We start from the raw sequence: 26683 nt of genomic DNA, 5'->3' as shown, positions 1-26683 counted from the left end.
ATCTGGTACATATTGGCCGGTTACTTAATTTACTGTTTTAAGTAATGGGGTAAAGGTGGAGATCCGAGCAGCGAACAATTCGGTAGGAAGAGCGTCTGGGGATGTGAGGCGGCACAACCGGGCGGTTGTTCTGGAGTTGATCAGGACGGAAGGTCCCATCTCGCGGGCTGAGCTGGCGAGAAGGACGGGCTTGAGTGCTGCTGCGATCATGGAGATCACCGGCAGGCTTTGCGAGGAGGGTTTGATCCGGGAGGGTGGGTGGGGGCCTTCTACGGGGGGGAGGCCTCCGAGGCTTCTGGAGCTGGTCGACGATGCGAGGTATGCGCTCGGGGTGGAGGTGGGCACCAGGACGCTCAGCGCTGTTCTCACCGACCTGAGGGCGCGGGTGAAGCATCGGGTTCTGGTTCCTTCGAGGATGGCGGAGGGGCCTGAGGCTACTTATGAGCAGCTGCGGCTGGCTCTCGAGGAGATGAACGAGGGGTCGCTGGCAAAACGGGGGCTCATCCTGGGGATAGGGGTTGCGGTGCCTGCTCCTGTCGTGGGTTCCTCCGGGGCGCGCTTCAGCCCACCGAGTTTTCCCGGGTGGGGTGAGCTCGATGTGGGGGGGCGACTCGAGAAGGAGTATGGGCTGCCGGTGCTGGTGGACAACGACGCCAACGCCCGGGCCATAGGCGAGCATCTTTTCGGGGTGGGGCAGGGGATCGGTGAGATGCTCTACGTGATCTGCCACAGGGGTGTTGGCGGGGCGATCATCATGGATGGAGACATGAGGAGGGGGGCGCGCGGAGGAGCCGGGGAGATAGGCCACACCATGATAGACCCCGATGGTCCGAGGTGTGGGTGTGGCAGGTACGGGTGTCTCGAGGCGTTCGTGGGGCGGGCTGCGATAGCCAGGAGGGCGAGAAAGCTCATGAAGCTCTCCGGGAGGGAGGAGCTTGGGGGGAAGCCCCCCGAAGAGATCAAAGCCCAGGACGTGGTGAGGGCGGCGCTCGAAGGAGATGCCCTGGCACAGGAAGTGATCCGGGAGAGCGGACGGTATCTGGGTGTGGGGATAGCAAACGCGGTGAACGCCTTCGACCCGGAGCTGGTCGTCGTCGGAGGCTCTACGGCGGAAGCCGGGGAACTGCTGCTCGAGCCAGCCCGGGAGATGGTCAGCAAGCATGCCCTGGAGCATGCGGCGAACAGGGTGCGAGTTGTGAGGGGGACGCTGGGGGAGGATGCCGGGGCAATAGGGGCGGCCGCTCTGGTCTTGAGGGAGCTCTTCGCCGTCTCCGTCACGCGGATGGAGCCGTCTACTGCGGAACAGTTGGTCACGGAAACAGCAGACTCGGGGGAGGTATAGATGGGAGAGAAAAAGCTCGCACGCAGGGAGTTCCTGAAACTCGGGGCCGCGGCAGGAGCCTCGGTCGCCCTCGGCTCGGGCCCCTATGCCTCGGCAAAACCACTCAGAACCTCAAAAGCAGACATCCTCGTCGATGGCGCGAGCCGTCTGCAGAGAATCGATGGCTTCGGCTTCTCCGAAGCCTTCCAGAGGGCAAACATCCTGCACGGCTCTGAAGGGCTCTCCCAGGAGAAACAACGGGAGGTGCTGGACCTGCTCTTCGACACAGAAAAGGGAGCGGGATTCAGCATATTGCGCAACCAGATCGGCTCCGCCCCAGACAACACCTTCGACCACATGAGGTCCATCGAACCGACAAGCCCCGGAAGCCCCACCGCAAAGCCGCACTACGTCTGGGACGGCTCGGACAACAGCCAGGTGTGGCTCTCCAAAGAAGCCATGAGATACGGGGTAAGGACCATCTACGCCGACGCCTGGAGCGCTCCGGGCTACATGAAGACAAACGGCTCCTACAAGGACGGGGGCTACCTCTGCGGGGTACCGGGAACCTCCTGCCCGTATGACTGGAGGCAGGCGTACGCGAACTACCTGGTGCAGTATCTGAGGTTCTACGAGCAGGAAGGCATAGAGATAACCTATGTAGGGTTTCTGAACGAGCCGGAGCTCGCTACCTCGTATGCCAGCATGCTCTCCGATGGGAAACAGGCTGCTGACTTCATAAAGGTTTTGGGGCCCACCCTGGAGCGTTCCGGGCTTGGGACGAAGATATCCTGCAGCGACTCTGTGGGGTGGAAGGAAGCAGACAAGATGGCGCAGCAAATACTCTCCGATCCTGAGGCCGCGGAGCATCTCTCGCTCGTTACGGGACATGGCTACGCGGACGGGCCGAGCTTCCCTATCGAGTCCGACGGGAGACCTGTATGGCAGTCAGAGTGGTCTACCTTCGACTCCTGGAACACATCATGGGATGATGGATCGGAGAGCTCAGGACTATCATGGGCCTCGCGCATCAGCACCGCGCTCTCGGAGGCCAGCGTCAACGCCTTCTTCTATTGGTGGGGGGCGCACGAGAAAGACGACAACGAGGGCCTCATACGGCTACAAGGCGACTCCTACAGCGTCTCCAAAAGGCTCTGGGCGTTCGCTGGCTACATCCGCTCCGTGAGGCCCGGTGACGTGAGGCTCGAGAGCCATGTCCGCAACCCCAACCTCAAGGTGACCGCCTTCCGCGGCAGGGGAGAGCGGCTGAGCGTGCAGGCCATCAACACCTCGGGTTCGGATGCTGTGGTGGAGGTGGAGGTACGTCACGCCGGGGTTGGCAGATGGATCACACCCTACCTGACCAACGGGCTCAACAGCCTGAGCAAAAAGAAACCGCTTGCGGTGAGGAGAGGAACTTTCAGGACGACCATTCCTGCAAGGTCGATGGTCACCTTCGTGAACCGGGAAAGGAGCAGAGAAAGATGAAGAAGCTGACGCGGCGCGACTTTCTGGCGGCGGGCGGGACGGCCTCGGTGGCCGCTCTGGCGGCGGGGTGCAGTTTCGGAACCGGCCAGCAGAAGGCCGCCGGTTCCGGGGGGAGCAAGAGCGTAACCATCTGGGACATCAGCACCGGCGACCAGCAGAAGCTCATCAAGAACACGGTGGCCCGCTTCGACTCCACCCACAAGGACATCTCGGTCTCGGTACAGTTCTTCCAGAACGACCCGTACAAGAACAAGCTCAGGACCGCCATGGGCGCCGGCAACCCGCCGGACATCTTTTTCGGGTGGGGCGGCGGCATCCTCAAGTCCTACGTGGATGCGGGCAAGGTGTACGCACTCCCGCAGGGTTCCATCGACACCAACAAGTTCTTCCCTTCGGTGATGCGCCCGGTCACCTTCAACGGCAAAGTCTACGGCGTCCCGATGCTGGGGACCCAGCCGGTGCTCTTCTACTACAACAAGGAGATCTTCGGCAAATACAACCTCAAACCGCCGAAGACCTGGTCGGAGCTTCTCAGCATAGTAAAGACCTTAAGCCAGAAGGGCATAACCCCTATATCGCTCGCCGGGCAGAACAAGTGGCCCGATCTCATGTACGAGGAGTACCTGGTAAACAGGATCGGCGGCCCCAAACCCTTCCAGAACGTGCTGGACAAGAAGCCCAAGGCGTGGTCGGACCCGGCCTTCATAAAGGCCAACACCATGATCCAGCAGCTCGTCTCCATGAAGGCGTTCCCCTCGAACTTCGCTTCTCTGAACTACGACACGGGCCAGTCCACCCAGCTTCTTTACACCGGCAAAGCCGCGATGCAGCTCATGGGAGCCTGGGACTACCAGGCGATACTCTCCAACGCCCCGCAGTTCATCAAGAGCGGCAAACTGGGATGGTTCCCGTTCCCGAAGGTCGAGGGTGGCAAGGGTAACCCCCAAAACGTCGCCGGCAACCTCACGAACTACTACTCGGTCACCCAGGCCTCCAAGGCCAAGAAGGCGGCCGTAACCTTCCTCAGCAAAGGGATAATGAACGACTACGAGATAAACGGGCTGATCAAGATAGGCCTCGTACCGCCCGTAAAGGGCATCCAGTCCAAACTCAAGCAGCAGAAAGATTCCGACTGGCTGCTCTTCGTCTACGACCTGGCGCAGAACGCCCCCTACTACGACCTCTCTTGGGACCAGGCGCTCCCGGCGCGAGCGGCACAGGCGCTGCTCACCAACCTGGATCTGCTGTTCTTGAAGAAGATCACACCGCAGCAGTTCTCGAAGAACATGAACAAAGCCATGGGGTTGTAGAAAGGCCATGTCTGGGAGACTGAGCTGGTCAATCTCGCTGATGCTCCTGCCGGCGGTCGCGTTCTTCGTGGTTTTCGCCTTGGGGCCGATGATCGCCGCGGTCTACATCAGCCTTTTGGACTGGAACGGCATATCCACCCCGCACTGGGTGGGCTTTGGCAACTGGGCGAAAGCCTTCACCGACTCGGTGACGCTGCATTCGATCTTTCTCACGGTGCAGGTGATGGTCCTCTCCTGGATCGTGCAGACCCCGATCAGCCTGTTGCTCGGGGTATTCCTCGCCGGCAGGCAGCGCTACCGGGCGCTGCTCGGGGTCTTCTACTTCCTGCCGCTGCTCTTCTCGGCGGTGGCGATAGGGCTCATCTGGGCCTCCTCGATGCTCTCGGCGAACGGGGCGCTGAACTCTTTCCTTCAGGCCATAGGCGCCTCTTCCCTGACCAACGACTGGCTCGGCAACCCGAACATAGCGCTCTACGCCGTGATAGCCGTCATCGCCTGGCAGTTCATCCCGTTCCACACGCTGCTCTACCAGGCCGGGACCCGTCAGATCCCGCAGGTCCTCTACGAGGCGGCGCGCATAGACGGGGCCGGGACGCTGCAGCAGTTCTTCTACATAACGCTTCCGCAGCTCAAGTACACGGTCGTGACCTCGACCATCCTGATCCTCACCGGATCTCTCACCTATTTCGACGTGATCTACGTCATGACCGGAGGCGGGCCCGGCTATGCCACCCGCACCCTCCCGCTGCAGATGTACATAACCGCCTTCCAGGACGCCCAGATAGGCTACGGGAGCGCGATCGCCGTGATCCTGGCCGTGGTCGGTGTGCTCCTCTCGCTGATCATGATCCGTCTCACCGGCTTCGGCAGGATGGAGAGCCAGGCGGAGGGCCTCTAGGATGGCCGTAGGGCAGAGCACGGCCCGGAGGGAGGCGGCAAAACCGGCGCGGTTGAGGCGCATGCTCCCCAACCCCATCCCGCTCGTCCTGGGGCTGGTGTGGTTCGTCATAGCGTTCTACCCCGTCTACTACATGTTCATCACCAGCCTCAGGACCCAGGCGGGGTTTCTGAGCGGGAGCCTGTGGCTGCCGCCCTCGAACCCGACGATAGAGAACTACCTGGGCGTCATCCAGAACGGGATAGGCCTCTACTTCCTGAACAGCGCCTTCGTCACGGTGATAAGCGTGGTGCTCATCGTGGCGGTCTCGCTGCTCGCGGCCTACGCGATAGCCAGGATCAGGAGCAGGGTGGTCCAGTTCACCTTCAGGATGTTTCTTCTGGGGCTCGCGATCCCGTTGCAGGCGGCGATCATCCCGATCTACGTGCTCATCGTCCGCATCGGGCTCTACGACACGCTCTACGGTCTGATCCCGCCGCAGGTCGCCTTCGGGATACCGCTTACGGTCCTGATCCTGGTGAACTTCATCCGCGACATCCCGAACGAGCTCTACGACTCGATGGTCCTCGACGGCAGCGGGCACTTCCGCATACTGTGGAACCTGGTCTTCCCCCTCTCCCGTCCCGCCCTTATCACGGTCGTCATATACAACGCGCTTCAGGTGTGGAACAACTTCCTCTTCCCCCTCATCCTGACGCAGAGCTCCAACGTCCAGACCCTGCCGCTGGCGCTGCAGCAGTTCCAGGGTCAGTACGGCGTGAACGTGCCGGGGCTCATGGCAGCGGTCTTCCTCTCGGTGCTGCCGATCATCGTGCTCTACGTGGTCGCACGCCGCCAGCTGCTCGGCGGGCTCACCGCTGGCTTCGGCAAGTAGATCCAAAACGGCTAGAAGGAGGCAACGACGTTGTCCGACGGTTTCCTGAGCATCCGGGGTCGACAGATACTCGACGGGGAGGGCAACCCCGTCCTGCTGCGCGGGTTCGGGCTTGGCGGCTGGATGAACATGGAGAACTTCATCACCGGCTACCCGGCGAACGAGGAGGCGCAGCGCGAGGCGATCCGCGGGGTACTCGGGGAAGAGAAGTACGAGCTCTTCTTCGACCGCTTCCTACAGTACTTCTTCGAGGAGGAGGACGCCCGCTTCATCGCCTCGCTCGGCCTCAACTGCCTGAGGATACCCATCAACTACCGCCACTTCGAGGACGACCTGGCCCCCTTCGAGATAAAGGAGGAGGGCTTCCGGCACCTCGACCGGGTGATAGACCTCTGTGCCCGGCACAACATCTACACGATCATCGACCTGCACGCGCTACCCGGCTACCAGAACCAGCACTGGCACTCGGACAACCCGACCCACAAGGCCTTCTTCTGGAAGCACCGGCACTTCCAGGACAGGGCGGCGCACCTGTGGGAGGTCATCGCCGACCGCTACAAGGACAACCGGTGGGTCGCGGGCTACAACCCGATCAACGAACCGGCGGATCCCACGGAGGAGATGATCCTTCCGGTCTACCGGAGGCTCTACGAGACGATCCGCTCGGCGGACCCGAACCACCTGATCTTCCTGGAGGGCAACCGCTACTCGCAGGATTTCCACATGTTCGATGAGCCGTGGGAGGGCGTAATCTACACCAACCACGACTACGCGCTGCCAGGCTTCGTCGACGGCGGTCCCTACCCCGGCGTCTCCCGCGGCGAGTACGTGGACAGGAAGGTGCTCGAGGAGACCTTCCTGAGAAGGAGCCGCTACATGCTCGAGCACGGGACCCATATCTGGGTGGGCGAGTTCGGGCCCGTCTACCCGCAGTGGGACCCCGAGAGCCACGAGTCGCGCTACCGGGTGCTCGAGGACCAGCTCGAGATCTACGACCGCCACGAGGTGAGCTGGTCGATCTGGCTCTACAAGGACATCGGGCTGCAGGGCATCGTCTACGCCGCCCCTGACTCCCCCTACCTGGAGCGTATAAGGCCCGTCCTGGAGAAGAAGATCCGCCTCGGCGCCGACTCCTGGGGCACGACCGACGAGCACATCCGGGACGTGATGGAGCCGATCGAACGCCTCTTCGAGCGGGAGTTCCCGGACTACTCCCCCTTCCCCTTCGGCGCCCAGCGGGACATAGAGCAGCTCGTGCGCCACATCCTCATCTCCGAACCTTTGGTCCCGGAGTTCGCCGAGCGCTTCCGAGGCATCTCCGAAGAGGAGATAGACGAAATAATGCAGTCGTTCCGCTTCGAGAACTGCGTGCAGCGCACCCGGCTCGCGGAGATACTCTCCCGCCACGCGAAGCTTCCCGCTGCGGGACAATAGGGACAACAAACCGGGAAAACCGTCCGAGATGGAAAGGAGCCAAGGCATGCTCAAGAACAGCGTGGGGATCTGGGCGTTCGGCCCGGCGGTTACCCGCTTCGTCCCCCCGGGCTACCACCCCGAGGCTGCCAGGGAGTCGATGCAGGAGAAGACAAAAAGGGTCTGCGAGGGGCTCTCGGACATCCTCGACGGGCTGGAATACCACTACCCCGGCGAGATCAACGAGGATAACGCAGAGGAGGTGACCGGCATCCTCGAGGACCACGGCATGGACCTGCCGGCCGTGGCCGCCGGGCTGCACACCGACCCCACCTACTCTCTGGGCGCCTTCATAAACCCCGACCCCTCGCTGCGCCGCAAGGGCATAGACACCCTCAAGCGAGGGATAGACCTCGCTTCTGAGGTGGGGGCGAACTTCATCATCTGGCCCGGCGCCGAGGGGTACAACTACCCCTTCCAGCGGCCCTACGCCGAGACCTGGCGGGCGTTCGTCGAAGCCATAGCCGAGCTGACGGACCACGCCAACGAGCGGGGCATCAAGGTCTTCCTCGAACACAAGAACTCTGAGCCGGCGATGAAGATCCTGATGCAGAACATCGGGATGACGCTCTTCACCATCCAGAAGGTGAAGGCTTTAGGGGTCGACACCCGGAACCTGCTCGTGAACATGGACTGGCAGCACCTGATCATGAACGGAGAGAATCTGGCCGAGTACGCGGCCCTTCTCGCCTCGGAGAACAAGCTCGGCCACCAGCACGGAAACGACGGCTGGGGTTCCTTCGACGACGACAACGTGGTCGGCACCAACTTCTTCATGCAGACCCTCGAGCTCGCCCAGACCCTGCAGGACGTGGGCTACGGCGAGAACGGAGAGCGGGTCGGCTTCGACCTCTACCCCTACACCGAAGACCAGGTGGCCGCCGTCCGCCGCGCCATCCTGCACTGGGAGTTCATCTGGGAGCTGGCGAAGAAGATAGACCGCGCCGCGCTCAAGGAGGCCAAGCTTAACGCGGACGCCCTCTCCGCCCAGAAGGCGGTCTACGCCTCTTTGGGCCTGGATCGCTCCTTCGAAGAGGAGGTCGCAAGGCGCCACCGCGAGCTGCGCTCGGGAGAGCAGAAAACGACCTAACGTCTCATCGTCGCAACTCTTCGATACGAACCTGCGGCAGCAGCCTCTCCACGTCGTCGGGATGCACCACCCCGGCGGTGAGCGTGAGGGCGTTGGCGGCGGCGCAGGCGGTCCCGTAGGCCGCGGCTTCGGGGAGGGTGGCCCCGCGCGTCATGGAGAGCAGGAGCCCGGCGGCGAGGGCGTCGCCGGAGCCGATGGGGTTTACGGCCTCGATGCGGGGGGGCTGGATGCGCCAGGGTCCACCTTCGGGTCCGGCGAGCACGGCCCCCCTCTCCCCCACCGTCACCAGCGCCCACACCGCCCCGGCCGAGAGCAGAGCCCGCGCCGCCTTCCCGGCGTCCCGCAGGGGGTCGTCCGTGCGCGAGAGATCGAGCGCCGATGCCGCCTCATCCAGGTTCGGTTTGGCGAGGAATGGTCGCTCCCGGAGGGCGCGTGTGAGCAGGTCTTTCTGCGCGTCGAGGAGGATGGGGACGCCGCGTTCTCTCGCTTCGCACACGAGCCGGGCGTAGATGTCCTCCGGTACACCTGGGGGCATCGTCCCGATCAGGCAGAGAGCAGAAGCGTCAGGGAGACGGGCGGCCACCGATTCCTCCAGCTCGCGTGCGGCCCGTTTCGGGACGCGCGGAGCCTCCTCGACGAGTTCGGTCACCGGCCCCTCGTCCGGCACGAGCGTGACGCAGGTGCGGGTCGGCGCCTCCTCCACCCAGACCGGCTCGCACCGCACGCCGTTCTTCGCGAGAGCATCGGAGACGAAGCGTCCGGGATCACCACCCAGGAAAGTCACCGCCAGCGCCTCGCCGCCGAGGGTCGTGGCGATGCGGGCCGCGTTCGAGACCTTTCCGGAGGCGGTGACGCGGACCTCGTAGGCGCGGTTGACCGCACCGGGTACGAGGGAGCGGAGGCGCAGCGTGCGCTGCATCGCCGGGGTCCCACCGCAAAAGAGGATCACACCTCGCCCTCCAGACATGGCCACAGGGGCTCTATCGCCCCGGCGAGGGCGATGCAGAGCTTACAGGCGCGGGCGAGCCTCTCGCGCCCGACCGCGAACATCTCCAAAACGCTACTTCCCGGCGTAGACGCCGTGGACGGCCTCGCGGACCGCGGAGGAGATCCTACGCGGGTCGTCGGCCTGCCAGATGTTCCTGCCGTAGACGACCCCGCGGGCACCGGCCAGGATCGCGCCGCGGGTCGCCTCGATGAGCGCATCCTCGGAGTCGGTCTTTGGCCCGCCGAGCGTCAGGATGGGGACCGGGCAGCCCTCGATGACCCGCCGCATCGTCTCCACGCTCCCGGTGTACTCTGTCTTTATGACGTCGGCCCCGAGCTCGGCGGCCATCCGGCAGGCGAAGGCGAGGAGCTCGGGATCACGCTTATCATCTATCCGGGAGCCCCAGAGGGTGGCCTCGACCATGAGCGGGATACCCACCCGTTGGGAGGCGGAGGCAGCCTCGGCCACGGCGGCGGCGTTCTCGGCGAAGAGGTCGCCTTCTTCGACACCGAGGATCAGGAACATCACCGCGCATCCGGCCCCCAAAGAGGCAGCCTCCTCCGGGCTACAGATCACGCGGTAGCTCTCCCCGCTCGCCTTGAGGTCGTCGTCCAGGAGCGCGAAGTCGCATCGCACGAGCGGGACCGGGGCGCCGCGGTGGGCGAAGAGGTGGGCGGTTCGTTTCAGCATCCCCGGCGAGAGCAGGACCCCCTCGGGTTCGCAGGTGGAGACGATCCTCTCGACCACACTGACGGGGTTCTCCGGCGACACCCTGAGCGTGAGCCCGTGGTCGAAGGCGGCGACGAACGCGTTGCCGCTCTGCCGGTCGAACAGCCTGCCCAGCCTCATCTCTGCTCCGTTCAAAACACCTCCCTGGAACTTTGGCCCATCAGCAGGGCTATCTTACACCCGCTTTTCTCGCTCCAGAAATCGCAGCATCCCGGAGGCGGTCTCTTCGTCGGTGATGAGGACGTTGATGAGCCCGGCGCGCGCAGCTCCGATGTTGGGAACGACCTTCTTCTCCCCCCAGCTTACCCCCACCCGTATGGGGATGCCTTTCACGCTCTCGGGATCCAGCGCCACAGTTCTATCGTTCATCTCGAGATGCAACACCTCACCACCGAGCGAGAAATAGGCTCCGCATACATCACCCACCACTCCGTTTCCTCGGATATACTCGAGGTCAGCGTCGTTAAGGTATCCAGCCCGATACTGACCAGAATCCCGGTTTATAGCTCCAATCCCTACCACCATGATGTCAGCGCGGCGTGCCATCTCCAGAGTTCTGGAGATGTGCTGGTCACGTAACAGCCCGTTGCGCACTCCCGTATCAGCCACCACCATCGGCGCGTGCAAGTAATGAACCTTCGCTCCCAGGGCGCTTGCCAGCTGTGCAGCAATGTGTACTCCGTTGAGCTCAGGGATAGTACCTCCGATACTACCCATGAGCTGTACCACCGTGACGTCTTTCCGTGGCCTCCAGCGCTTGCTGGTTACTACCCTATAAACGGCATTGCTCCACCCCACGCCTATGGTGCCACCCTCGGCTAGATTATCCTGCAGATACTGAGCCGCCAGCGCTCCGATCCCATACTCATAACCGGATGGCTCGTTTTCACCCCCGTCATATTCCATATGAGCAAGTACAAGACAATCCTGTAAATTGAGGCTCTCCTTGAGTGCATTTTGTAGCTTGTCCACCATTCTGAACGGCGAACGCACCCGTATCTCGACCAGCCCTCTTTTGCGCGCCTCCTTGAGCATGCGTGAGACGTTGGAACGTGACACCCCCATCCGCCGTGCTATCGCCGCCTGGGTGAGATCCTCCACGTAATAGAGACGCGCCACCTCAGACAGAAGCAACACCCGGTCCCCCACCGTACTCCTCACGCTACGTCCCACCAGTCCTTACCTCCCGCTCGTCCCGTCGAATACCAGACAGATTTCCCACATCATGAGCACTATTTTACATACTCTGCACAAATGTGCAAGCTTTTCACCCTTGACACAAACATCTGGACCGGTCTAGACTCAGGGTGGTTTCAAGAAGGAGGACATCGATGGGTGGGAAAAGCACCAGGCCCACCGGGGATAAAAGGGAGAAGTGTGGTCTCACCCGGGGAGAATTTCTGAAGCTCGGGGGTTTGGCAGGCGCGGGCGCGGCGGCACCGTCCCTGCTCTCCGGCTGTGGCAGCGGTGCATCAGGCAAGATCTCAAAAGGGGATCTCGCGGGGACCACGGTCACCGTCGCAACGGTCAGCAACTCCCAGATGACCGACATGGAGAGCCTTGTCGGGCGCTTCACGAAGCAAACCGGCATAAAGGTGAGGTTTCTGACGCTACCAGAGAACAACCTGAGGCAAAAGGTGACTCAGGACGTGGCGATGAACGCCGGGGACTTCGACGTGGTGACCATCGGCAGCTACGACACACCGATCTGGGCCAAGTACAAGTGGATCGTCCCGCTCGATCCCTTCTTCTCGCGGATGAGCGGGACAGAACGGCAGAGGTATGACCTGAAGGATCTGCTCAAGCCCATCCGGTCCCTCCTCTCGCGCAACGGGCGTCTCTTCGCGCTCCCCTTCTATGGCGAGAGCTCGATGCTCTTCTACCGCAGGGATCTCTTCGAGAAGGCGAAGCTGAAGATGCCAGATCATCCGAAGTGGGAAGAGGTTATGGGCTTCGCCAGAAAGCTGAACGGTATCAGCGCCGGCGTGCACGGCATCATCCTGCGTGGAGAGCCCGGGTGGGGAGCGAACATGGCCCCCTTCGACACGTTCATCAACACCTACGGCGGGCGCTGGTTCAACATGAACTGGGAGCCACAGCTCACTTCCCCGCAGGTCAAAAAAGCAGCCCAGGTCTACTCCACGCTCCTGCAGAAGTATGGCCAGCCCGGTGCCACCTCGGACAACTTCCCCGAGTGTGAGACCGCGTTCGCCGGCGGCAACGGGGCGATGTGGTACGATGCGACCTCCGCCGCGGGTTATCTCAGCGATCCCAAGTCTTCCAAGGTGGCCGACAGGCTCGGTTTCGCCTACGGTCCGACTGCGGTCACCCCGCACGGTGCGCACTGGCTGTGGTCGTGGGCGCTGGCGATAGAGTCTTCCAGCAGACACAAAGACGCAGCCTTCGAGTTCATCAAGTGGGCGACGAGCAAGGAGTACCTGGATCTCGTCGGCAGGAAACTCGGGTGGGAGCGGGTTCCGCCCGGTACCCGGTATTACACGTATCGCAGCACTCCGTACAGGCACAAACCCTGGGCCGAGATAGAACTCAACTCCATCAACACCGCCGACCCCCAACATCCGACCAAGCAACCCGTGCCGTACACCGGAATCCAATATGTCGAGATACCAGAGTTTCAGGACTTCGGCGATGCGGTCGGCAGGTACCTGGCGGCGCTGATCGCCGGGAAGATCAGCGTCGACCAGTTCGTAAAAGAGGCACAGCAGGAGGTACTCACTGCCGTAAGGCAGGGTGGATACCTGAAGAAGTAACGCAGACATGCTGGAAAGGGGGTCCGTGGACACCAGAGTTTCAGAACAGGCAGCAAGCCGGGCGGGCGTATTCAGACCACGCAGGATGCCAGGATCTCCGGCGAGAGACAGACGCACGCTACTGTATCCCGCACTGGTAGCGGTGGGCATAATAACGCAGGTGCCTTTCCTGCTCACCATATACCTGAGCACCCAGTCGTGGACGCTCATACGCCCCGACCTCGGCAGGAACTTCGTGGGCTTCAGGAACTACGCGGAACAGGTTTTCTCCGGTGGGTTCGGAATCATCCTGGTCCAGACGCTCATCCTCTCGTTCGTAGCGCTCGCTCTGTGTTGTCTCATCGGGCTGGGGCTCGCGCTCCTTCTCAACCGGGATTTCCGGGGGAAAGGGCTCATCCAGACGCTGCTCGTCACGCCCTTCTTCATAATGCCCACGGTAACCGGCCTCATATGGAAGAATGAGCTGTTCAACCCGAGCTTCGGGCTGATCACCTACTTCGCCAGGCTCCTCGGGGTAGAGCACTTCGATCCGATGGACCAGCACTCGCTCGTCATGATCGCGACGATGGTCGCCTGGGAGTGGGAACCGCTCTTCATGCTGGTGCTGCTGGCCGGACTGCAGGCGATAAACGAGGAGGAGATAGAGGCAGCCCAGCTCGATGGGTGCAGCAGGCTGGGCATCTTCCGCCACATCGAACTGCCACATCTGATGCCCTATTACCGGGTGGTCATCCTGCTCGGCAGCCTCTTCATCCTGCAGATCTTCGGTGAGATCTACGTCTCCACCGCCGGAGGGCCGGGCAACAGCTCTATGAACCTGCCCTACCTGGTATACCAGACCGGGCTCGTGGGCTGGCAGGTGGGTGCCGCCTCGGCGATAGGGGTGGCCACCCTGATCATCACCCTCGTCATCCTGATGGTACTGCTCAGGACGATGAACGCCGTAGCCAGGGAGGAGTGACGTGAACAGCGCAACTACCACGAGAGCCAAAAGCAGGCGTGGCGTGAGATGGAGCCACCACGTACAGAACCTCATTCTGTACCTGGCAGTCATCGTAATCTTCGGTCCGATCTTCTGGCTCATCGTGACCAGCTTCAAGACCGAGGCCGACGCCTACGCGATGCCGCCGAAGGTCTTTTTCTCACCCACGCTGGTCGAGTACCATGGAGCGCTCGAAAGCTTCTGGGCCCCGTTCTTCCACTCCGTGTTCATGGTGGGGATCTCGACGATACTGAGCCTGATACTCGGCGTTCCGGCAGCCTTCGCCCTCAGCCATTATCAGAGCAGGCGTAACGAGAGCATAGTCTTCTGGTTCATCACCACCAAGGCGCTGCCGCCGGTAGCGGTCATGATCCCGCTGTTCGTCATCTTCAGGGAGCTGCGACTTTTGGACACGCCGTGGGCCCTGATCATCGTCTTCACCGGCATGAACACGCCGATAGTGGTCTGGATGATGTACCAGTTCATAAAGGATCTGCCACCCGGGATCATAGAGGCCGCCCAGGTGGACGGGGTGCGCCTCTGGGGCATGCTCTGGCGGATAGTCATCCCGCTCACGCGGTCCGGGCTCGCGGCGACGGCGATGTTGTGCGTGATCTTCGCCTGGAACGAGTTCCTCTTCAGCGTCTCGTTCACGGCGATCAAGTGGGAGCCTCTCTCGGTGGCCGTCGCAGCCCAGCAGACCTCCCGGGGGCAGTTCTGGGCGCAGCTCTCCGCGTTCACCACCCTGGCGATAGCAGTGCCGGTCGTCGTGGGCTGGCTGACCCAGAAGCAGCTCGTGCGCGGGCTTACCAGCGGAGCGGTCAAATAGCAAGGGAGGGTGCTTCGTTATGCTGGGAGCTGTCTTGCCCGGGCAGGAGCGAGTAGAGCTCAAAGAGTTTCCCACGCCGGAGCCTGGACACGGACAGGTGCTGGTGAGGATGAAGGCTTCGGCGCTGTGCGGCAGCGACCTGCGGGCCATATACCACGAGCATGCCGGCGAAGGTGCGGAGCGTTACCAGAGTTGCATAGCAGGCCACGAGCCGTGTGGCATCGTGGAGTCGGTCGGACCGGGCGTGCGCGGCTTCAGCGAGGGCGATAGGGTCGCCATCTACCACATCGTGGGCTGCGGATGCTGCCGCAACTGCCGGATGGGGTTCATGATCGGCTGCACCTCGCCGGAGCGCGCAGCCTACGGCTGGCAGCGCGACGGCGGACACGCGGATTACATGCTCGCCGAGGAACGCACCCTCATCCACCTCCCCGGCGAGCTGAGCTATACCGACGGAGCGCTCGCAGCCTGCAGCTACGGCACCGCCTACCAGGCGGTACTGCGTGCCGGGGTCTCGGGACGCGACCGCGTCCTCGTCGTAGGGCTGGGACCGGTGGGGCTGGGCGTCACCCAGCTTTCGGCCGCCAGCGGCGCCGAGGTGATAGGTGTAGATCCGAGGCCCGAGCGGTTGGAGCTGGCCGGGCAGGTGGGCGCATCACATCTGCTCGTCCCGGACGAGCACACCAAAGGAGCCATCCTGGAGCTCACAGCCGGTCAGGGCGCGGAGGTCGGCATAGACTGTTCGGGCAGCGAAGCCGGCCGACACCTGTGCCTTGAGGCCGCCCGCGACTGGGGGCGGGTCGTCTACGTCGGCGAAGGTGGCAGCCTGACGTTCGAGCCGAGTCCCCTGTTGCTGCACAAACAGCTCACGCTGATGGGATCCTGGGTGTGCGGGCTGGCGCAGATGGAAGACCTGCTGGGATTTCTGGCACGCAGGGACCTGCATCCCGAGAACATAGTGACCCACCGGTACCCTCTCACCGAAGCGGCAGAGGCATACAGGATCTTTGACAGCGGCAAGTCCGGAAAGACGGTGATCGTCTGGGACTAGGGCAGGATGTCCTGAGCGGAGGCCATGATGTACGCTCTCCACGGCATCCAACCGAAAGGAGACAGGTGACCGGACAAGACTGGCCGGGAATCGGTCAGGAGACCGGAAGAATGCAGACCGTAGGACGAGCAACTCTGTCCTGGAGGTAGACTTGGCGCGAGTGACCATCCTGGGATCGGGCGTCATGGCAACGGCCCTGACCTTCCCGCTGACGGACAACGGACATGAGGTCAGGCTCGTCGGCACCCATCTCGACCGCGAGATCATCGACTCCATCCGCGAGAGTGGAGTCCACCCGAACCTGGGCCTCAAGATCCCGGAGACCGTGCGTACCTACCAGCTCGAGGAGGCGAAAGAAGCCTTCGAAGGAGCGGAGGTCGCGATGAGCGGGGTCAACTCCTTCGGGGTGCGCTGGGCGGGGCGACAACTCGCCTCCCTGCTAGAACCGGGGATGCACGTGCTCTCCATAACCAAGGGCATGGAGGCCAACGGGGAGGGGGATCTGCGCATCCTGCCCGAAGTGCTGGCAGAGGAGGTTCCAAAGAGCCTGCGGGACCGGGTCTCGTGGTCCGCGATAGCCGGGCCTTCCATAGCCGGTGAGGTGGCAGTCAGAAGAGACACCTGCGTGATCTTCACCGGCCGTGACGCCAGGGTACTGGAATATCTCGCCTCGCTCTTCCGCACCCCCTACTTCCACGTCTGGACGGACACCGATTTCACCGGGGTGGAGGTGTGCGCGGCGGCGAAGAACTGCTACGCCTTCGGGGCGGGCTTCATGGAAGGCATACTGGACGGCAGGGGCGAGTCCGGGGGGCGCTACCGCAACTACAACTACGGAGCGGCACTCTTCGGGCAGGCCACGCGAGAGCTGGGGAGGTGGATGGAGCTTCTCGGAGGCAGGCCGGAGACACCCTACGGGCTGGCCGGAGTCGGGGACATGTTCGTGACCAGCATGGGCGGCCGCAACGTGAGGGCTGGCCGGTACGTCGGAGCCGGGGTACCGTTTTCGAAGGTGAGGGACGAACTGATGCAGGGCGTGACGCTGGAAGGGGTTGCGGCCATCCAGGTGATGGGCGGTGCGCTCTCCAAACTCACCGGACGCGGAATCGTCTCTTCAGATGACTTTCCGCTGATGCGCCATCTGCATGAGGTGGTCACCCTGGACCACCCGCTCGAGATGCCCTGGGAGACTTTCTTCGGAGGTGAGAAGCGATGAGAGACGGCAACCAGGCCGCCGTGATGTACGCTCCCCACGACGTACGGCTGGAGGAGCGGCCGATGCCCGAGCCGGGACCGAAGGAGGTCCTGGTCGAGATAAGATCCGTAGGGGTCTGCGGCTCGGACATCCACTACTACGAGCACGGCAGGATAGGCTCGCACGTGGTGGAGGAACCCCTGGTCCTGGGGCACGAGTCATCCGGTGTGATCGTCGGCCTGGGTGAAGGGGTGACAAAACACGAGATCGGGGAGCGGGTCGCGCTGGAGCCGGGGGTGCCCGACGGGACCTGCCGGGAATGCCGCGCCGGGCGCTACAACCTGTGCCCGAACGTCCGCTTCTTCGCCACCCCGCCCATCGACGGGGCGTTCGCCAGCTACGTCACGATCCACGAGGACTTCGCCTTCAGGCTGCCCGACTCCCTCTCCGACGACGCCGGGGCTCTGATGGAGCCACTCTCGGTCGGGATCTGGGCGTGCCGCAAGGCAGGCGTCGAGGCCGGAGACCACGTCCTCATCACCGGGGCCGGCCCGATAGGGCTCCTGGCGATGCAGGTCGCCCTGGCCAACGGCGCGACCGAAGTCACCATCACCGACGTCGTCCCCGAGCGGCTCGAGCTGGCGAAGAAGACCGGAGCGACCCGCGCCATAAACGTCTCGGAGGAGCCGCTCGAAGGGAATGGGCTCGAGGTCGACGCCCTGATCGAATGCTCCGGCAACGAGCGGGCTCTCGCCGGCGGCATCCGCTGCCTGAGGCCCGCCGGGACCGCCGTGGTCGTGGGGATGGGTCCGGGAGAGGAGGCTACGGTGCCGCTCGCTTTGATCCAGAACCGTGAGATCTGGCTGACCGGAACCTTCCGCTACGCGAACACCTACCCGGCGGCGATAGAGCTCGCCGCGACGGGGAGGGTGGACGTGGAGGCGATCGTGACCGGCCACTACGGCCTCGCGGAGACAGAGGCCGCTCTTCAGGCTCCACGCAGGGACCCGGCGAACGTCAAGCCGGTCGTGAGACCGGGGGCTTAGGGAGATGGGTACGAGCATCGTCTGGAACGGGGCGCAGGGCATCGAGCGCACCTCCCGGGAGGCTCCACCCCCAGGCCCCGGAGAGGTGCGTCTGGCGGTCGAGGCGTGCGGGCTGTGCGGCACCGATCTGCACATAGCCTCGGGTGAATACCCGCTCGCCCGCCCCCGTGTCGTGCTCGGGCACGAGTTCTGCGGCACCGTCGCGCAGGTCGGTGAGGGCGTGGAGAACGTCTCCACCGGAGATCGGGTGGTGGTGGACCCGAACATCCCGTGCCGCTCCTGCCCCCACTGCCAGGGCGGTCGCCCCCACCTCTGCGAGCACCCGCAGGCGATAGGCGTGACCCGCGACGGCGGGCTCTCGGAGGCGGTGACCGTCCCGGCCTCCCAGCTCTACCGGGTGCCGGAGGGCCTGCCCCCCGAGGCCGCCGCGCTCACCGAGCCTCTGGCGTGCGTGCTGCACGCGGTCGATCTCTCGGGGATACTACCGGGCGAGAGGGCTCTGGTCCTCGGGGCGGGTCCAATCGGGGTGCTCGCCGCCGCGCTGCTCGTCGCCGCCGGCTCATCCGGGGTACTCGTGAGCGAGCCGGACCCCGACCGCCGCGAACGCGTCCGGGAGTTCGGGGCCACGCCCATCTCCCCCGAAGAGCTGGACGGACAGGGAGACTTCGGCGTCGTGCTGGAGTGCGTCGGGCGTCCGGAGACGATGCGCCAGGCGGTGGAGTCGGCCAGAGCGGGAGGTACGATCGTCTGGGTCGGGGTGGCCCCGCCTCAGGCCGAGGTATCCATCCGACCCTACGATATCTTCCGTCGGGAGCTCACCATCCGCGGCACCTACACCAACCCGTTCACGATGGAGCGCTCGCTCGCCCTGCTCGCCTCCGGACGGATCGACTGGCGGAAGGTCATAACCCACCGGCTGCCGCTCGACCGCTTCGACGAGGCGTGGGAGGTGCACCGGGCAGGAGCCGGGCTCAAGGTCTGCGTCACGCCCGGCACCGCTTAAGCCCGGTCTCGAGCACGCTGGCTGCGCAACACCTCGAAGCTCCACGAAGCGCGAGGTCGTCAGTCCGAACCCGTCTCCGGCACCGACCCTCACGCGGTGGGTGCCGAAGGAGAAGTTGCTCTCGGGGGTGAAGCCGAGCCGCCCGGTCGAGCGATCGCAGGAGAAGGTGGTGACCTTGCGCCCGTCGAGCCTGAGCCTCACGCTCTTCTTCCCGAGGTACTGCTGCCCGTCGCGCACGATGGCCGCGATGGTGGGTGTGCGGTCGCGCACCGACCTGCCGGGCTTTGGAGAAGGCTTCGTTACCGCGGGCGGGAAGTTGGGCTGCCAGTCGGGACCGTAGTTGTAGCTGGTGCCAGCGGTGATCTGGGTTGGCACGCCTCCTGCAGCGGAGATCGAGCAGATATCACGCTGCCTGTGTCTTCGTGATCGTAGACGATCCTGCCGCCCCTGGCGGAGTAGGCCGGCCAGTAATCGTATCCGGAGGTTGTGGCCGTAAGCTGCCCGGGGCTTGAGCCGTCGGGCCTTACGGTGAAGGGCTGGCAGTCCACCGCCCCGATAGAAACCAGGAAGCTCAGGACGAGGGTTCCGCGTCCCGATCCCCTGCTCGTTCCGATACGTCTCGCCGGTTCTGCCCCCTTCTTGTAAGGTGGTCAACCGCGCTTCACCTTCTCGCAGCTGCTCGCGACCTTATCCACGCGGTCGGCGGACACATGGTCGGCACCCTTGCCGCAGGTGATGACGTCGCGGTGGTGGTCGCGGGCGTTGATGTCGTCGTTTCCGTCACCGCCGTTCAGGTGATCGGTCCCCGGACCGCCGCTCAGCACGTCGCCTCCCGGGCCGCCGTTCAGGGCGTCGTTGCCCCTGCCACCGCCGAGGAAGTCCGCGCCCCAGCCTCCAAAGAGGGTGTCATTACCCTTGCCGCCGGAGAGGGCGTCGTTGCCGCCGGCACCCCGCAGCGAGTCGTCTCCGTCGAGGCCCAGGAACCCATCCGCGCCGGCCGTCGGCGTAAGCTCGGGTTTGGTGGAGCTGTCAGCCCCAAAAGTGCCGACGCGGTTGACTACGGTGCCGTGGACCCTGACGCGTTCGTAGGCCCCGCTGTCGCAGCGGCCGCCGAGAGCCCGGGGGACGCCGCGCTGGTCGACCAGCTCACAGCCGCCGGAGGCGGGATCTCCGCGGTTGATGGCCGGGCTGCCGGGCAGCAAGGTGTAGGTGAAGATACGAATGAAGGGGCCACCGTTGAAGTGGTCGGACGGGTCGAGCAGCGGGTTGATCGGCGAGGCAGGTGTGCCGAGCTGGTCGCCGGTCGCCGGGTCGTTGATGCAGGCGCTGGTCGGGTTGCCGTTCTCGCCGACGAGGTTGTAGCCCGACGAGCGCACCACGCCGCCGTTGTTCAGGTTCTGGTCCAGACAGTCGTCGAACGTGCCCAGCCCCGAGGCGTCGGTGTCGTGGTTGCCGGCCAGGATCGTGTCGGCCAGCGTGGCCGAGGTTATGCCCTGGCCATCGTCCTGGGCTGCGATCCCGCCGCCGTCGCCGGAGTTGTTGGCGGTGATCGTGTCGTTCTTGAGCGTGAGCGCCGCGTCGCGGACGCGTATGGCGCCGCCCAGCTCACCGGCCGCGTTGCCGTTGATCGTCGTGTTGGTGAAGCGATAGCTCCCTGTGCCCTGCTGGCTACCCGTGAGGTAGGCGCCGCCACCGAAGGAGCTTGCGACGTTGCGGGCCAGCTGAGAGCCCACGACGATAACGCTCGTGTTGCTCCCGGAGGCGGTGGACGCGGCCATGGCCGCGCCGGCGAACGCCTGGTTGTCGAAGAACCTGGAGTTGTAGACCTCGGTCAGCCCCGGGCTGAGCGTGTAGATCCCGCCGCCGAAGCCGCCGAGCCCGTTGGGCGGGCCGGTCGCGGTGTTGCCCGAGACCTCGACGCGCTGCAGCACCGCGTGGCTCTCGTTGTAGATGCCGCCGCCGAGGTGGCCCGTGCCCGGCACCGAGTTCCCGATGACACTGCCGCCGAACATGTAGAGGCCCCCGGCGGAGGAGTCGACCCGGATGCCGCCGCCGCGGGCCACCCCGTCCGCGTCGACGGGTGCGACGCCCCCTTCAACCGTGATCCCGTGCAGCTCGAGCACCCCTCCCGCGACCTCGAAGACCCGGTCGTGGGTCGCGGCCCCGTTGCCGTTGACAACGGCCGCGCCCTGGCCGGTGTCGTCGATGACGAGGCTCTCGGTGACGTCGAGATCGCCCTGCGAGGCGCCGCCGGGACCGGGGATCGCGAGCGTGTAGGTGCCGCCGGGCAGGTCGATCTCATCCGTTCCCGGGTGCCCGTTCGCCGCGATCACGGCCTCCCTGAGCGAGCAATCCCACTGCTGGCAGCCGCCCGGGGTGGGATCGTCCGTCCGGCTCACCGTGTAGGTGTCGGCGAAGGCCGGGGTAGCGAACACAGGCATCGCCAGGCAGACGGCCACCAGTGGCAAGCAGGCGAGAATTCTCTGCCCCGCTGCTGTTTTTGATTTCATCCACACCATTGGTTGGTCCTTTCGTTTCTTTGAGCTCAAGCGTCAATCCGGTCCGGGCCAGCACCTGGACGTCCCGCAGACTTCTGGCAGCCGGTTCGCCGGCACGCAACCCCCCGAAGATGAAGAGCAGGGACCGCACGACGAACGGTCCCTGCTCGACAACCATCTTCCTGCTCTCCTACTGGTTAGCGCAGAGAACCACCACGTTGAAGTTGTCCGCCTGACCATTCTTGTTTATCCGTACCGACCAAGAGTTCGTGGTACCCGGTGTCGGGAAGCTCTCAAGAAGGGTCGAGGTGGCGTTGATGTTAGCCGGACCTCCGGAGAGGAGGATGTCTCCGGGATCACACGCTTCGTTGGCGACGAAGGTGCCGTCGCCGATCTGCGTTCCCGGGCCTATCGCACTCTCCGTTTTGTAGATGTCGTTCCTCACGAAAGCATTCGTATTCGTCTGCACGAACGCACTGGAGTCCTGACCGTCGAGCTTGTCCGCGTTGAGATTCTTTACCTTCCTGCCAGAATTGACCGTCATAGGCGGCTTGCCGCTCTTCACGCGCAGGTTCAGCGCAGTACCATTGCCCTTGTTCGCAACGCCGAGCATCGGGCTCTTCGTCGAGCCGACGAGCGCGCTTATCTTGTTGACGCTGTTGACCTTGCCCAGGTTGAACGTGGCACCGATGCCTGTACCAGCCAGGGCCGCCGAAGCCATGCCCACAACCAGGGCAAGCATAACTGCCACGCCCAGAGCAAGGGCGGTTATCCGCCCTACCTGCAACACTTTGGAGAGCACGGTCTTTACCATCGTTTTCCTCCTTCCTTGAGGGCGGGTACCGCGAGCGTCCGTATCACGCGCCGCCGCGCTCGCCTCAATACGTCGACCCTTCTACCAACTAGAACGGTAGAGGGTGCCTCTTACCAGGCTCTTACCTGGGGTGTGTCAGGCGCAGGTATTTCTGGCCATTTTTCGTTTCACGCGGGTTCTGTCCGGCCACCCAGGCGGCTATCCCGGACCTGGCGGGTACGTCAAGCCTGCGGATGATCGCGGCGACGTGGTTGGCTACGGTGTTCTCGGAGATCCCGAGCTCCGAGGCGATCTGACGGTTCGCAAGGCCCTGGGCGACCAGGAGCGCCACCTCCCGCTGGCGGGGGGTGAGGAGAGCCTCCGAAGGAGCGGGCTCCTCCGCGGAGAGCCCGTACTCGATGGCCCGATCCGGGGACATGCTCCTCCCCTCGTCGTAAGCCGCCTCGAAGGTCGTATGGCCGAGAGCCCCCCGCACCGCGGCGATGTAGCCCTCGTAGTCGTAGTGCGTCCGGACGAGGGGGACGGGGGGATGGCCGATGGACTCCCCCAGGGCGCCCGCGGCCCCGAAGAGGCGCGCCGAACGAACGTGGCGCCCCTCCAGGGCAGCCACCCCGGCCAGCCCGAGCAGCCCGACCACGGTGCCGACCTTGTCCCCGAGGTCCCGCAGGAGCAGGACATCATCCCGGAAGATCCGGGCGGCATGCCCGGCGTCTCGCCGGGCGAGCGCGTTGAGACCCATGATCGTGAGGCACTGGGCGCAGCTGCGGAGGTCCCCCACCTCCCGGAACAGCGCGAGGCTCTCTCCGGTCCTGGCCAGAACCTGCGCGTGGTCCGCATCGAGCGTGGCGAGCATACCAAGCGTGAGCAACAGGTGAGCGGCGGCGCGGGGATCCTCCGTACGCTCGAGCAACCCCTCCGCCTCCACACGCAGCGTCTCCACCCGCCCGAGGTTGCCCAGGATCCCCGCGGCGTGCGCCAGGTAGTTGATCGCGAGCGCCTGTCCGACCTCATCGCCGAGCTCTCTGTAGATCCCTAGAGCCTCCTCGAGCATCCCCACCGCCCGGGAGTCGAGCTGGTAGACGGCGATGAACCCGGCTTCTACCAGCGCCCCGGCCCGCAAGGCGGCCGGAGGAGAGCACCCGGCGAGCCCCCTCTCCATCCACCGGCGCCCCTCACCCGGACCATGGGCGTCCCAGAAACGGTCCAGCGCGACCGCCATCCGCAGGCCCATCGCGGCACGCTCCGTGTCCCCCCCGTCCAGGCACCAGCCGAGGGCGGCCCGCAGGTTTCCGTACTCTCCTTCCAACCGCCCGAGCCATGCGGCCTGCCCCGCACCGATCAGCCCGGGCTCCGCCCTCTCGGCCAGGGCGAGGTAATAGCGGGCGTGTAGACCGCGTATCCGCTCCTCCTCCTCGCTCTCCCGGAGCTTCCCGGCGGCGTAGCGTCTCACCGGCTCGAGCATCCTGTAGCGGAGCGTGGCGTCGCGCAGCATAAGGACCAGCGAGCGGTCCACCAACCGCGGGAGCACCTCAAGTACCTCCGGCTCTCCACCCCCGCACGTCAGTTCCGCCGCCTCCAGCGGGAAGGGTCCGGCGAAGACCGAGAGCCGCCGGAACAGCGCCCGTTCATCCCCGTCGAGCATCTCGTGGCTCCAGTCCAGCGTCGCCCGCAGCGTGCGGTGGCGCGGGTCGGCGTCCCGGTCCATCCCGGAGGGGAGAATCTCGAGGCTCTGCTCGAGCCGCCCGGCGACCTTCTCCAGAGGGAGCGACCCCACCCGGGCGGCGGCGAGCTCGATGGCGAGCGGCAGGCCGTCGAGCCGACGGCAGATCTTCGCTACGGCGGGGGCGTTGTGCTGAGTTGGTTCGAAGGAGGTCAACCGGGAGCGAGCCCGTTCGACGAAGAGCTGTGCGGCCTCCGAGGTCATGAGCTCCCCCACGGTTACCTCCTCACCGGCAGAGGGTAGGGAGAGGGTGGGCACCGACCAGACAGTCTCTCCGGGGATACCCAGAGGTTCCCGGCTGGTCGCCAGAATCCTGGCCCGCGCCCCGGCACGCAGCAGGACATTCGACAGGCGGGCCGCCTCCTCCACCAGATGCTCGCAGTTGTCCAGCAGGATGAGGACGGCTTTCCCGCGCAGGTGTTCTTCGAGCAACCCTTCCACCGGACGGCCGGCCCGCTCCGACACGCCAAGCGCCGTCGCCACCGCCTGCACGACGAAAGCAGGGTGGGAGAGCGAGGCCAGCTCCACCATCCACACCCCATCCGGGTAGAGGGGAGCCACCCGCCCGGCCACCTCCAACGCGAGCCGCGTCTTACCCGAACCACCGGCCCCCGTCAGGGTCAGGAGGCGGCTCATCGCGAGGAGACGCTCGATCTCCCGCACTTCCGCCCCACGGCCGATGAAGCTGGTCAGGGAGGCCGGCAGGTTGTGCCGCACGGGAGCCGCACGATTCCCACCCTGCGATCTCCGGTGGCGGCCGTGCAGCAACGGAGCGGGTATCCCGCCGGACCTTATCCTCTCGTAGAGCAGCCGGGTCGTGGGCTCTGGAGACATACCGGGGCCCTCCGCGAGCACCCGCCTGAGCCGTTCATACTGGAGGAGCGCCTCACCGCGCCGTCCCTCCGCCGCGTACGCACGCATGAGCCCCGCGTGGGCCTCCTCCTCGTATGGCACCTCGCGGAGCACCAGTTCGAGCGCCTCGATCTGGTCGCCGTACTCCGCACGCTCCTCGTGCAGCGCAGCGAGTTCCATCAGCAGCTCGACCCGCAGCCGGCGCAGAGCATCCCGCCTCTCCTCCGTCCAGGCTTCGTAGCGGTCTTCCGGCAGGAGATCTCCCGCGTAGAGGTCGAGCGCCGGGCGGTAGGCGGCGGGCTCCCGGAGGCGGCGGGCGACGGCGGCAGCACCCTCGAACGCCTCGACATCGACCCGTAGCGAACCGTCCGGACACAGTGAGATCACCCCTCCTCGCAACTGCAGGTACCGGGAAGATCGCTCCCCGGCGCTCCCGAGCGCCCGGCGGGCGAAGTACAGTGCGCGGTGGAAGTTGTTGGCCTGGGATCTCACGTCAAATTCCGTCCAGAGGACCTCCGTCACCTGATCCCGGTGCAGCCGGTGCCTCGACGCGAGCGCGAGCAGCTTGACGAGGTTCGCCGCCTTGCGCAGCCGCCAGGCCCCGTCATCGACGGGCTGCCCACCGACGGCGACTTCGAACCCGCCGAGAAGCCGGATCAGGATGGGCGCCTCGTTACCGGCTCCCTCCCCCGGCCGATGGGGTTGGAGGACCATGCACACCCCTTTTCGCGCGACAAGTGCATCATATATCCCTGCCGGATCAGGCGCCTCCCCCATATGGCATATTCTTCTTCCTCGCCGGGCGCCTCCTACACTTTCACCGCTTGAGGCTGTATCCTCCTGAAGAAGTGCGATCACGAACGACAGCCATCCGTAAGGGGTGAGCGGGTGAGCGCAGGGGGCTCACCGCACCCGCCGGAGAAGCTCTACGAGGGCTACATCTTCGACCTCGACGGGACGATCTACCTCGGCGACGAGCTGCTCCCGGGGGCAAAGGAGCTGGTCGAGAGGCTCAGGGAGCTCGGGAGGCGCCTCGTCTTCCTCTCGAACAACCCCACCAGGGACCCGGCGATGTACGCCGGGAAGCTCACCCGCCTCGGGCTGCCGACGCCGGAGCGTGAGATAGTGAACACCGTCGTGACCATGACCCGCTGGCTGGTCGAGAACCGCCCCGGAGCGGCCGTCTTCCCCATAGCCGAGGAGCCGCTCCGGCGGGCGCTGCGCGAAGCCGGGGTGCACCTCTCCGAGAACCCCGAAGAGATAGAGGTCGTCGTCGCCTCCTACGACCGCACCTTCGACTACCGCAAGCTCAGGATAGCCTTCGACGCGATCTGGTACCACGGTCGGGCGGAGCTCGTCACCACCAACCCTGACCGCTACTGTCCATTGCCGGGAGGGAGGGGCGAGCCGGACGCCGCGGCCATCGTCGCCGCGATAGAGGCGTCGACCGGGGCCAGGTGTACGCTGAACGCGGGCAAGCCTTCGAGGGTGATGCTCGAGGCCGCGCTCGACGCCCTGGGGCTCGAGCAGGGAGAATGCCTGGTGGTCGGGGACCGGCTCTACACCGACATAAAGATGGCCACCGACGCGGGCATGGACTCCGCCCTCGTCCTGACCGGCGACAGCGGCATCGAGGACGTGCAGCGGGCGCCGGAACACGAACGCCCGACCTACGTCCTCGACAGGATAGACCGGCTGCTCCCCGGTGGCTGACCGCCCGGGCGTGATGCAGGACGGGGATGGACCCCACA

General features: G+C 64.8%; 22 protein-coding genes. 16 read left to right on the top strand and 6 right to left on the bottom strand.

What is annotated here, in order from left to right; translation table 11 throughout:
* Nucleotides 1–55 precede the first annotated feature (55 nt).
* From AC6EKW_RS06735 to AC6EKW_RS06705, 7 genes are read left to right on the top strand one after another with little or no spacing between them, the layout of a single operon-like run.
* Complete coding sequence (locus AC6EKW_RS06735; RefSeq protein WP_498513989.1) at nt 56–1342, top strand: ROK family transcriptional regulator; 1287 nt, start codon at nt 56–58, stop codon at nt 1340–1342.
* Nucleotides 1343–2809, top strand: coding sequence for a glycoside hydrolase (locus AC6EKW_RS06730; RefSeq protein WP_498513988.1), 1467 nt, complete (start codon nt 1343–1345; stop codon nt 2807–2809). It begins immediately after the preceding gene.
* Nucleotides 2806–4119, top strand: coding sequence for an ABC transporter substrate-binding protein (locus AC6EKW_RS06725; RefSeq protein WP_273887951.1), 1314 nt, complete (start codon nt 2806–2808; stop codon nt 4117–4119). The genes AC6EKW_RS06730 and AC6EKW_RS06725 overlap by 4 nt, the downstream gene beginning before the upstream one ends.
* A 7-nt stretch (nt 4120–4126) precedes the next feature.
* On the top strand, nt 4127–5017 hold the full coding sequence (locus tag AC6EKW_RS06720) for a carbohydrate ABC transporter permease (RefSeq protein ID WP_498513987.1): 891 nt from the start codon (nt 4127–4129) through the stop codon (nt 5015–5017).
* 1 nt (nt 5018) lies between these two features.
* Complete coding sequence (locus AC6EKW_RS06715) at nt 5019–5891, top strand: carbohydrate ABC transporter permease (protein ID WP_498513986.1); 873 nt, start codon at nt 5019–5021, stop codon at nt 5889–5891.
* Nucleotides 5892–5921: 30 nt separating this feature from the next.
* Nucleotides 5922–7325 carry a glycoside hydrolase family 5 protein gene (locus AC6EKW_RS06710; protein WP_498513985.1) on the top strand — a complete coding sequence of 468 codons (1404 nt, stop codon included), beginning with the start codon at nt 5922–5924 and terminating at the stop codon, nt 7323–7325.
* 46 nt (nt 7326–7371) lie between these two features.
* Nucleotides 7372–8454, top strand: a complete 1083-nt coding sequence (locus AC6EKW_RS06705; RefSeq protein WP_498513984.1) for a sugar phosphate isomerase/epimerase family protein — start codon at nt 7372–7374, stop codon at nt 8452–8454.
* 4 nt (nt 8455–8458) lie between these two features.
* Here the strand turns inward: AC6EKW_RS06705 and AC6EKW_RS06700 are convergent, their stop codons facing one another.
* The 3 genes from AC6EKW_RS06700 to AC6EKW_RS06690 form a co-directional block, all read right to left on the bottom strand.
* Nucleotides 8459–9403, bottom strand: coding sequence for a 1-phosphofructokinase family hexose kinase (locus tag AC6EKW_RS06700; RefSeq protein ID WP_498513983.1), 945 nt, complete (start codon nt 9401–9403; stop codon nt 8459–8461).
* A gap of 111 nt (nt 9404–9514) precedes the next feature.
* Nucleotides 9515–10306, bottom strand: coding sequence for a class I fructose-bisphosphate aldolase (locus AC6EKW_RS06695; protein ID WP_273887943.1), 792 nt, complete (start codon nt 10304–10306; stop codon nt 9515–9517).
* A 39-nt stretch (nt 10307–10345) separates the two neighbouring features.
* Complete coding sequence (locus AC6EKW_RS06690) at nt 10346–11344, bottom strand: sugar-binding transcriptional regulator (RefSeq protein WP_498513982.1); 999 nt, start codon at nt 11342–11344, stop codon at nt 10346–10348.
* A gap of 158 nt (nt 11345–11502) precedes the next feature.
* Here AC6EKW_RS06690 and AC6EKW_RS06685 point away from each other — a divergent pair, with 158 nt between their 5' ends.
* The 8 genes from AC6EKW_RS06685 (at nt 11503) to AC6EKW_RS06650 (ending at nt 19388) form a co-directional block, all read left to right on the top strand.
* Nucleotides 11503–12942, top strand: coding sequence for an ABC transporter substrate-binding protein (locus tag AC6EKW_RS06685; protein WP_498513981.1), 1440 nt, complete (start codon nt 11503–11505; stop codon nt 12940–12942).
* Between the two features lie 142 nt (nt 12943–13084).
* A complete protein-coding gene (locus AC6EKW_RS06680) occupies nt 13085–13903 on the top strand; it encodes a carbohydrate ABC transporter permease (protein ID WP_498513980.1) in 819 nt (272 codons plus the stop codon).
* A gap of 43 nt (nt 13904–13946) precedes the next feature.
* The gene (locus AC6EKW_RS06675; RefSeq protein WP_498513979.1) at nt 13947–14753 is read left to right on the top strand and encodes a carbohydrate ABC transporter permease; all 807 of its coding nucleotides are present in this window, start codon (nt 13947–13949) and stop codon (nt 14751–14753) included.
* 19 nt (nt 14754–14772) lie between these two features.
* Nucleotides 14773–15804 (top strand): zinc-dependent alcohol dehydrogenase family protein, encoded by a 1032-nt coding sequence (locus tag AC6EKW_RS06670; RefSeq protein WP_498513978.1) that lies wholly within the window; start codon nt 14773–14775, stop codon nt 15802–15804.
* Between the two features lie 151 nt (nt 15805–15955).
* The gene (locus AC6EKW_RS06665; RefSeq protein WP_498513977.1) at nt 15956–17020 is read left to right on the top strand and encodes an NAD(P)H-dependent glycerol-3-phosphate dehydrogenase; all 1065 of its coding nucleotides are present in this window, start codon (nt 15956–15958) and stop codon (nt 17018–17020) included.
* Nucleotides 17017–18045, top strand: coding sequence for an NAD(P)-dependent alcohol dehydrogenase (locus AC6EKW_RS06660; protein WP_498513976.1), 1029 nt, complete (start codon nt 17017–17019; stop codon nt 18043–18045). The genes AC6EKW_RS06665 and AC6EKW_RS06660 overlap by 4 nt, the downstream gene beginning before the upstream one ends.
* Before the next feature lie 4 nt (nt 18046–18049).
* Nucleotides 18050–19048: a zinc-dependent alcohol dehydrogenase family protein gene (locus AC6EKW_RS06655; RefSeq protein ID WP_498513975.1), complete on the top strand. Its 999-nt coding sequence runs from the start codon at nt 18050–18052 to the stop codon at nt 19046–19048.
* A 100-nt stretch (nt 19049–19148) separates the two neighbouring features.
* Nucleotides 19149–19388: a hypothetical protein gene (locus tag AC6EKW_RS06650; RefSeq protein WP_498513974.1), complete on the top strand. Its 240-nt coding sequence runs from the start codon at nt 19149–19151 to the stop codon at nt 19386–19388.
* Between the two features lie 310 nt (nt 19389–19698).
* Here the strand turns inward: AC6EKW_RS06650 and AC6EKW_RS06645 are convergent, their stop codons facing one another.
* The 3 genes from AC6EKW_RS06645 to AC6EKW_RS06635 all read right to left on the bottom strand — a co-directional run bounded on the left by AC6EKW_RS06645 (nt 19699) and on the right by AC6EKW_RS06635 (nt 25646).
* Nucleotides 19699–21507 (bottom strand): choice-of-anchor Q domain-containing protein, encoded by a 1809-nt coding sequence (locus AC6EKW_RS06645; protein ID WP_498514011.1) that lies wholly within the window; start codon nt 21505–21507, stop codon nt 19699–19701.
* 229 nt (nt 21508–21736) lie between these two features.
* Nucleotides 21737–22360, bottom strand: a complete 624-nt coding sequence (locus AC6EKW_RS06640) for a hypothetical protein (RefSeq protein ID WP_273887930.1) — start codon at nt 22358–22360, stop codon at nt 21737–21739.
* Nucleotides 22361–22481: 121 nt separating this feature from the next.
* A complete protein-coding gene (locus tag AC6EKW_RS06635) occupies nt 22482–25646 on the bottom strand; it encodes an ATP-binding protein (RefSeq protein WP_498513973.1) in 3165 nt (1054 codons plus the stop codon).
* Nucleotides 25647–25820: 174 nt separating this feature from the next.
* Here AC6EKW_RS06635 and AC6EKW_RS06630 point away from each other — a divergent pair, with 174 nt between their 5' ends.
* Nucleotides 25821–26645 carry an HAD-IIA family hydrolase gene (locus AC6EKW_RS06630; protein ID WP_273887928.1) on the top strand — a complete coding sequence of 275 codons (825 nt, stop codon included), beginning with the start codon at nt 25821–25823 and terminating at the stop codon, nt 26643–26645.
* Nucleotides 26646–26683: the final 38 nt, after the last annotated feature.

This window comes from Rubrobacter sp. M3-4 (assembly GCF_059772285.1).
The sequence above is the reverse complement of the archived record's forward strand: the minus strand, read 5'-3'. Positions and strand labels throughout refer to the sequence as shown.

What these genes read in the sequence shown, in the direction of transcription:
- AC6EKW_RS06705 (WP_498513984.1), top strand. Translation starts at nt 7,372, where the DNA reads ATGCTCAAGAACAGCGTGGGGATCTGGGCGTTCGGCCCGGCGGTTACC.
- AC6EKW_RS06640 (WP_273887930.1), bottom strand. Translation starts at nt 22,360, where the DNA reads ATGGTAAAGACCGTGCTCTCCAAAGTGTTGCAGGTAGGGCGGATAACC.
- AC6EKW_RS06655 (WP_498513975.1), top strand. Translation starts at nt 18,050, where the DNA reads ATGGGTACGAGCATCGTCTGGAACGGGGCGCAGGGCATCGAGCGCACC.
- AC6EKW_RS06725 (WP_273887951.1), top strand. Translation starts at nt 2,806, where the DNA reads ATGAAGAAGCTGACGCGGCGCGACTTTCTGGCGGCGGGCGGGACGGCC.
- AC6EKW_RS06715 (WP_498513986.1), top strand. Translation starts at nt 5,019, where the DNA reads ATGGCCGTAGGGCAGAGCACGGCCCGGAGGGAGGCGGCAAAACCGGCG.
- AC6EKW_RS06660 (WP_498513976.1), top strand. Translation starts at nt 17,017, where the DNA reads ATGAGAGACGGCAACCAGGCCGCCGTGATGTACGCTCCCCACGACGTA.
- AC6EKW_RS06635 (WP_498513973.1), bottom strand. Translation starts at nt 25,646, where the DNA reads ATGGTCCTCCAACCCCATCGGCCGGGGGAGGGAGCCGGTAACGAGGCG.
- AC6EKW_RS06730 (WP_498513988.1), top strand. Translation starts at nt 1,343, where the DNA reads ATGGGAGAGAAAAAGCTCGCACGCAGGGAGTTCCTGAAACTCGGGGCC.
- AC6EKW_RS06720 (WP_498513987.1), top strand. Translation starts at nt 4,127, where the DNA reads ATGTCTGGGAGACTGAGCTGGTCAATCTCGCTGATGCTCCTGCCGGCG.
- AC6EKW_RS06685 (WP_498513981.1), top strand. Translation starts at nt 11,503, where the DNA reads ATGGGTGGGAAAAGCACCAGGCCCACCGGGGATAAAAGGGAGAAGTGT.
- AC6EKW_RS06670 (WP_498513978.1), top strand. Translation starts at nt 14,773, where the DNA reads ATGCTGGGAGCTGTCTTGCCCGGGCAGGAGCGAGTAGAGCTCAAAGAG.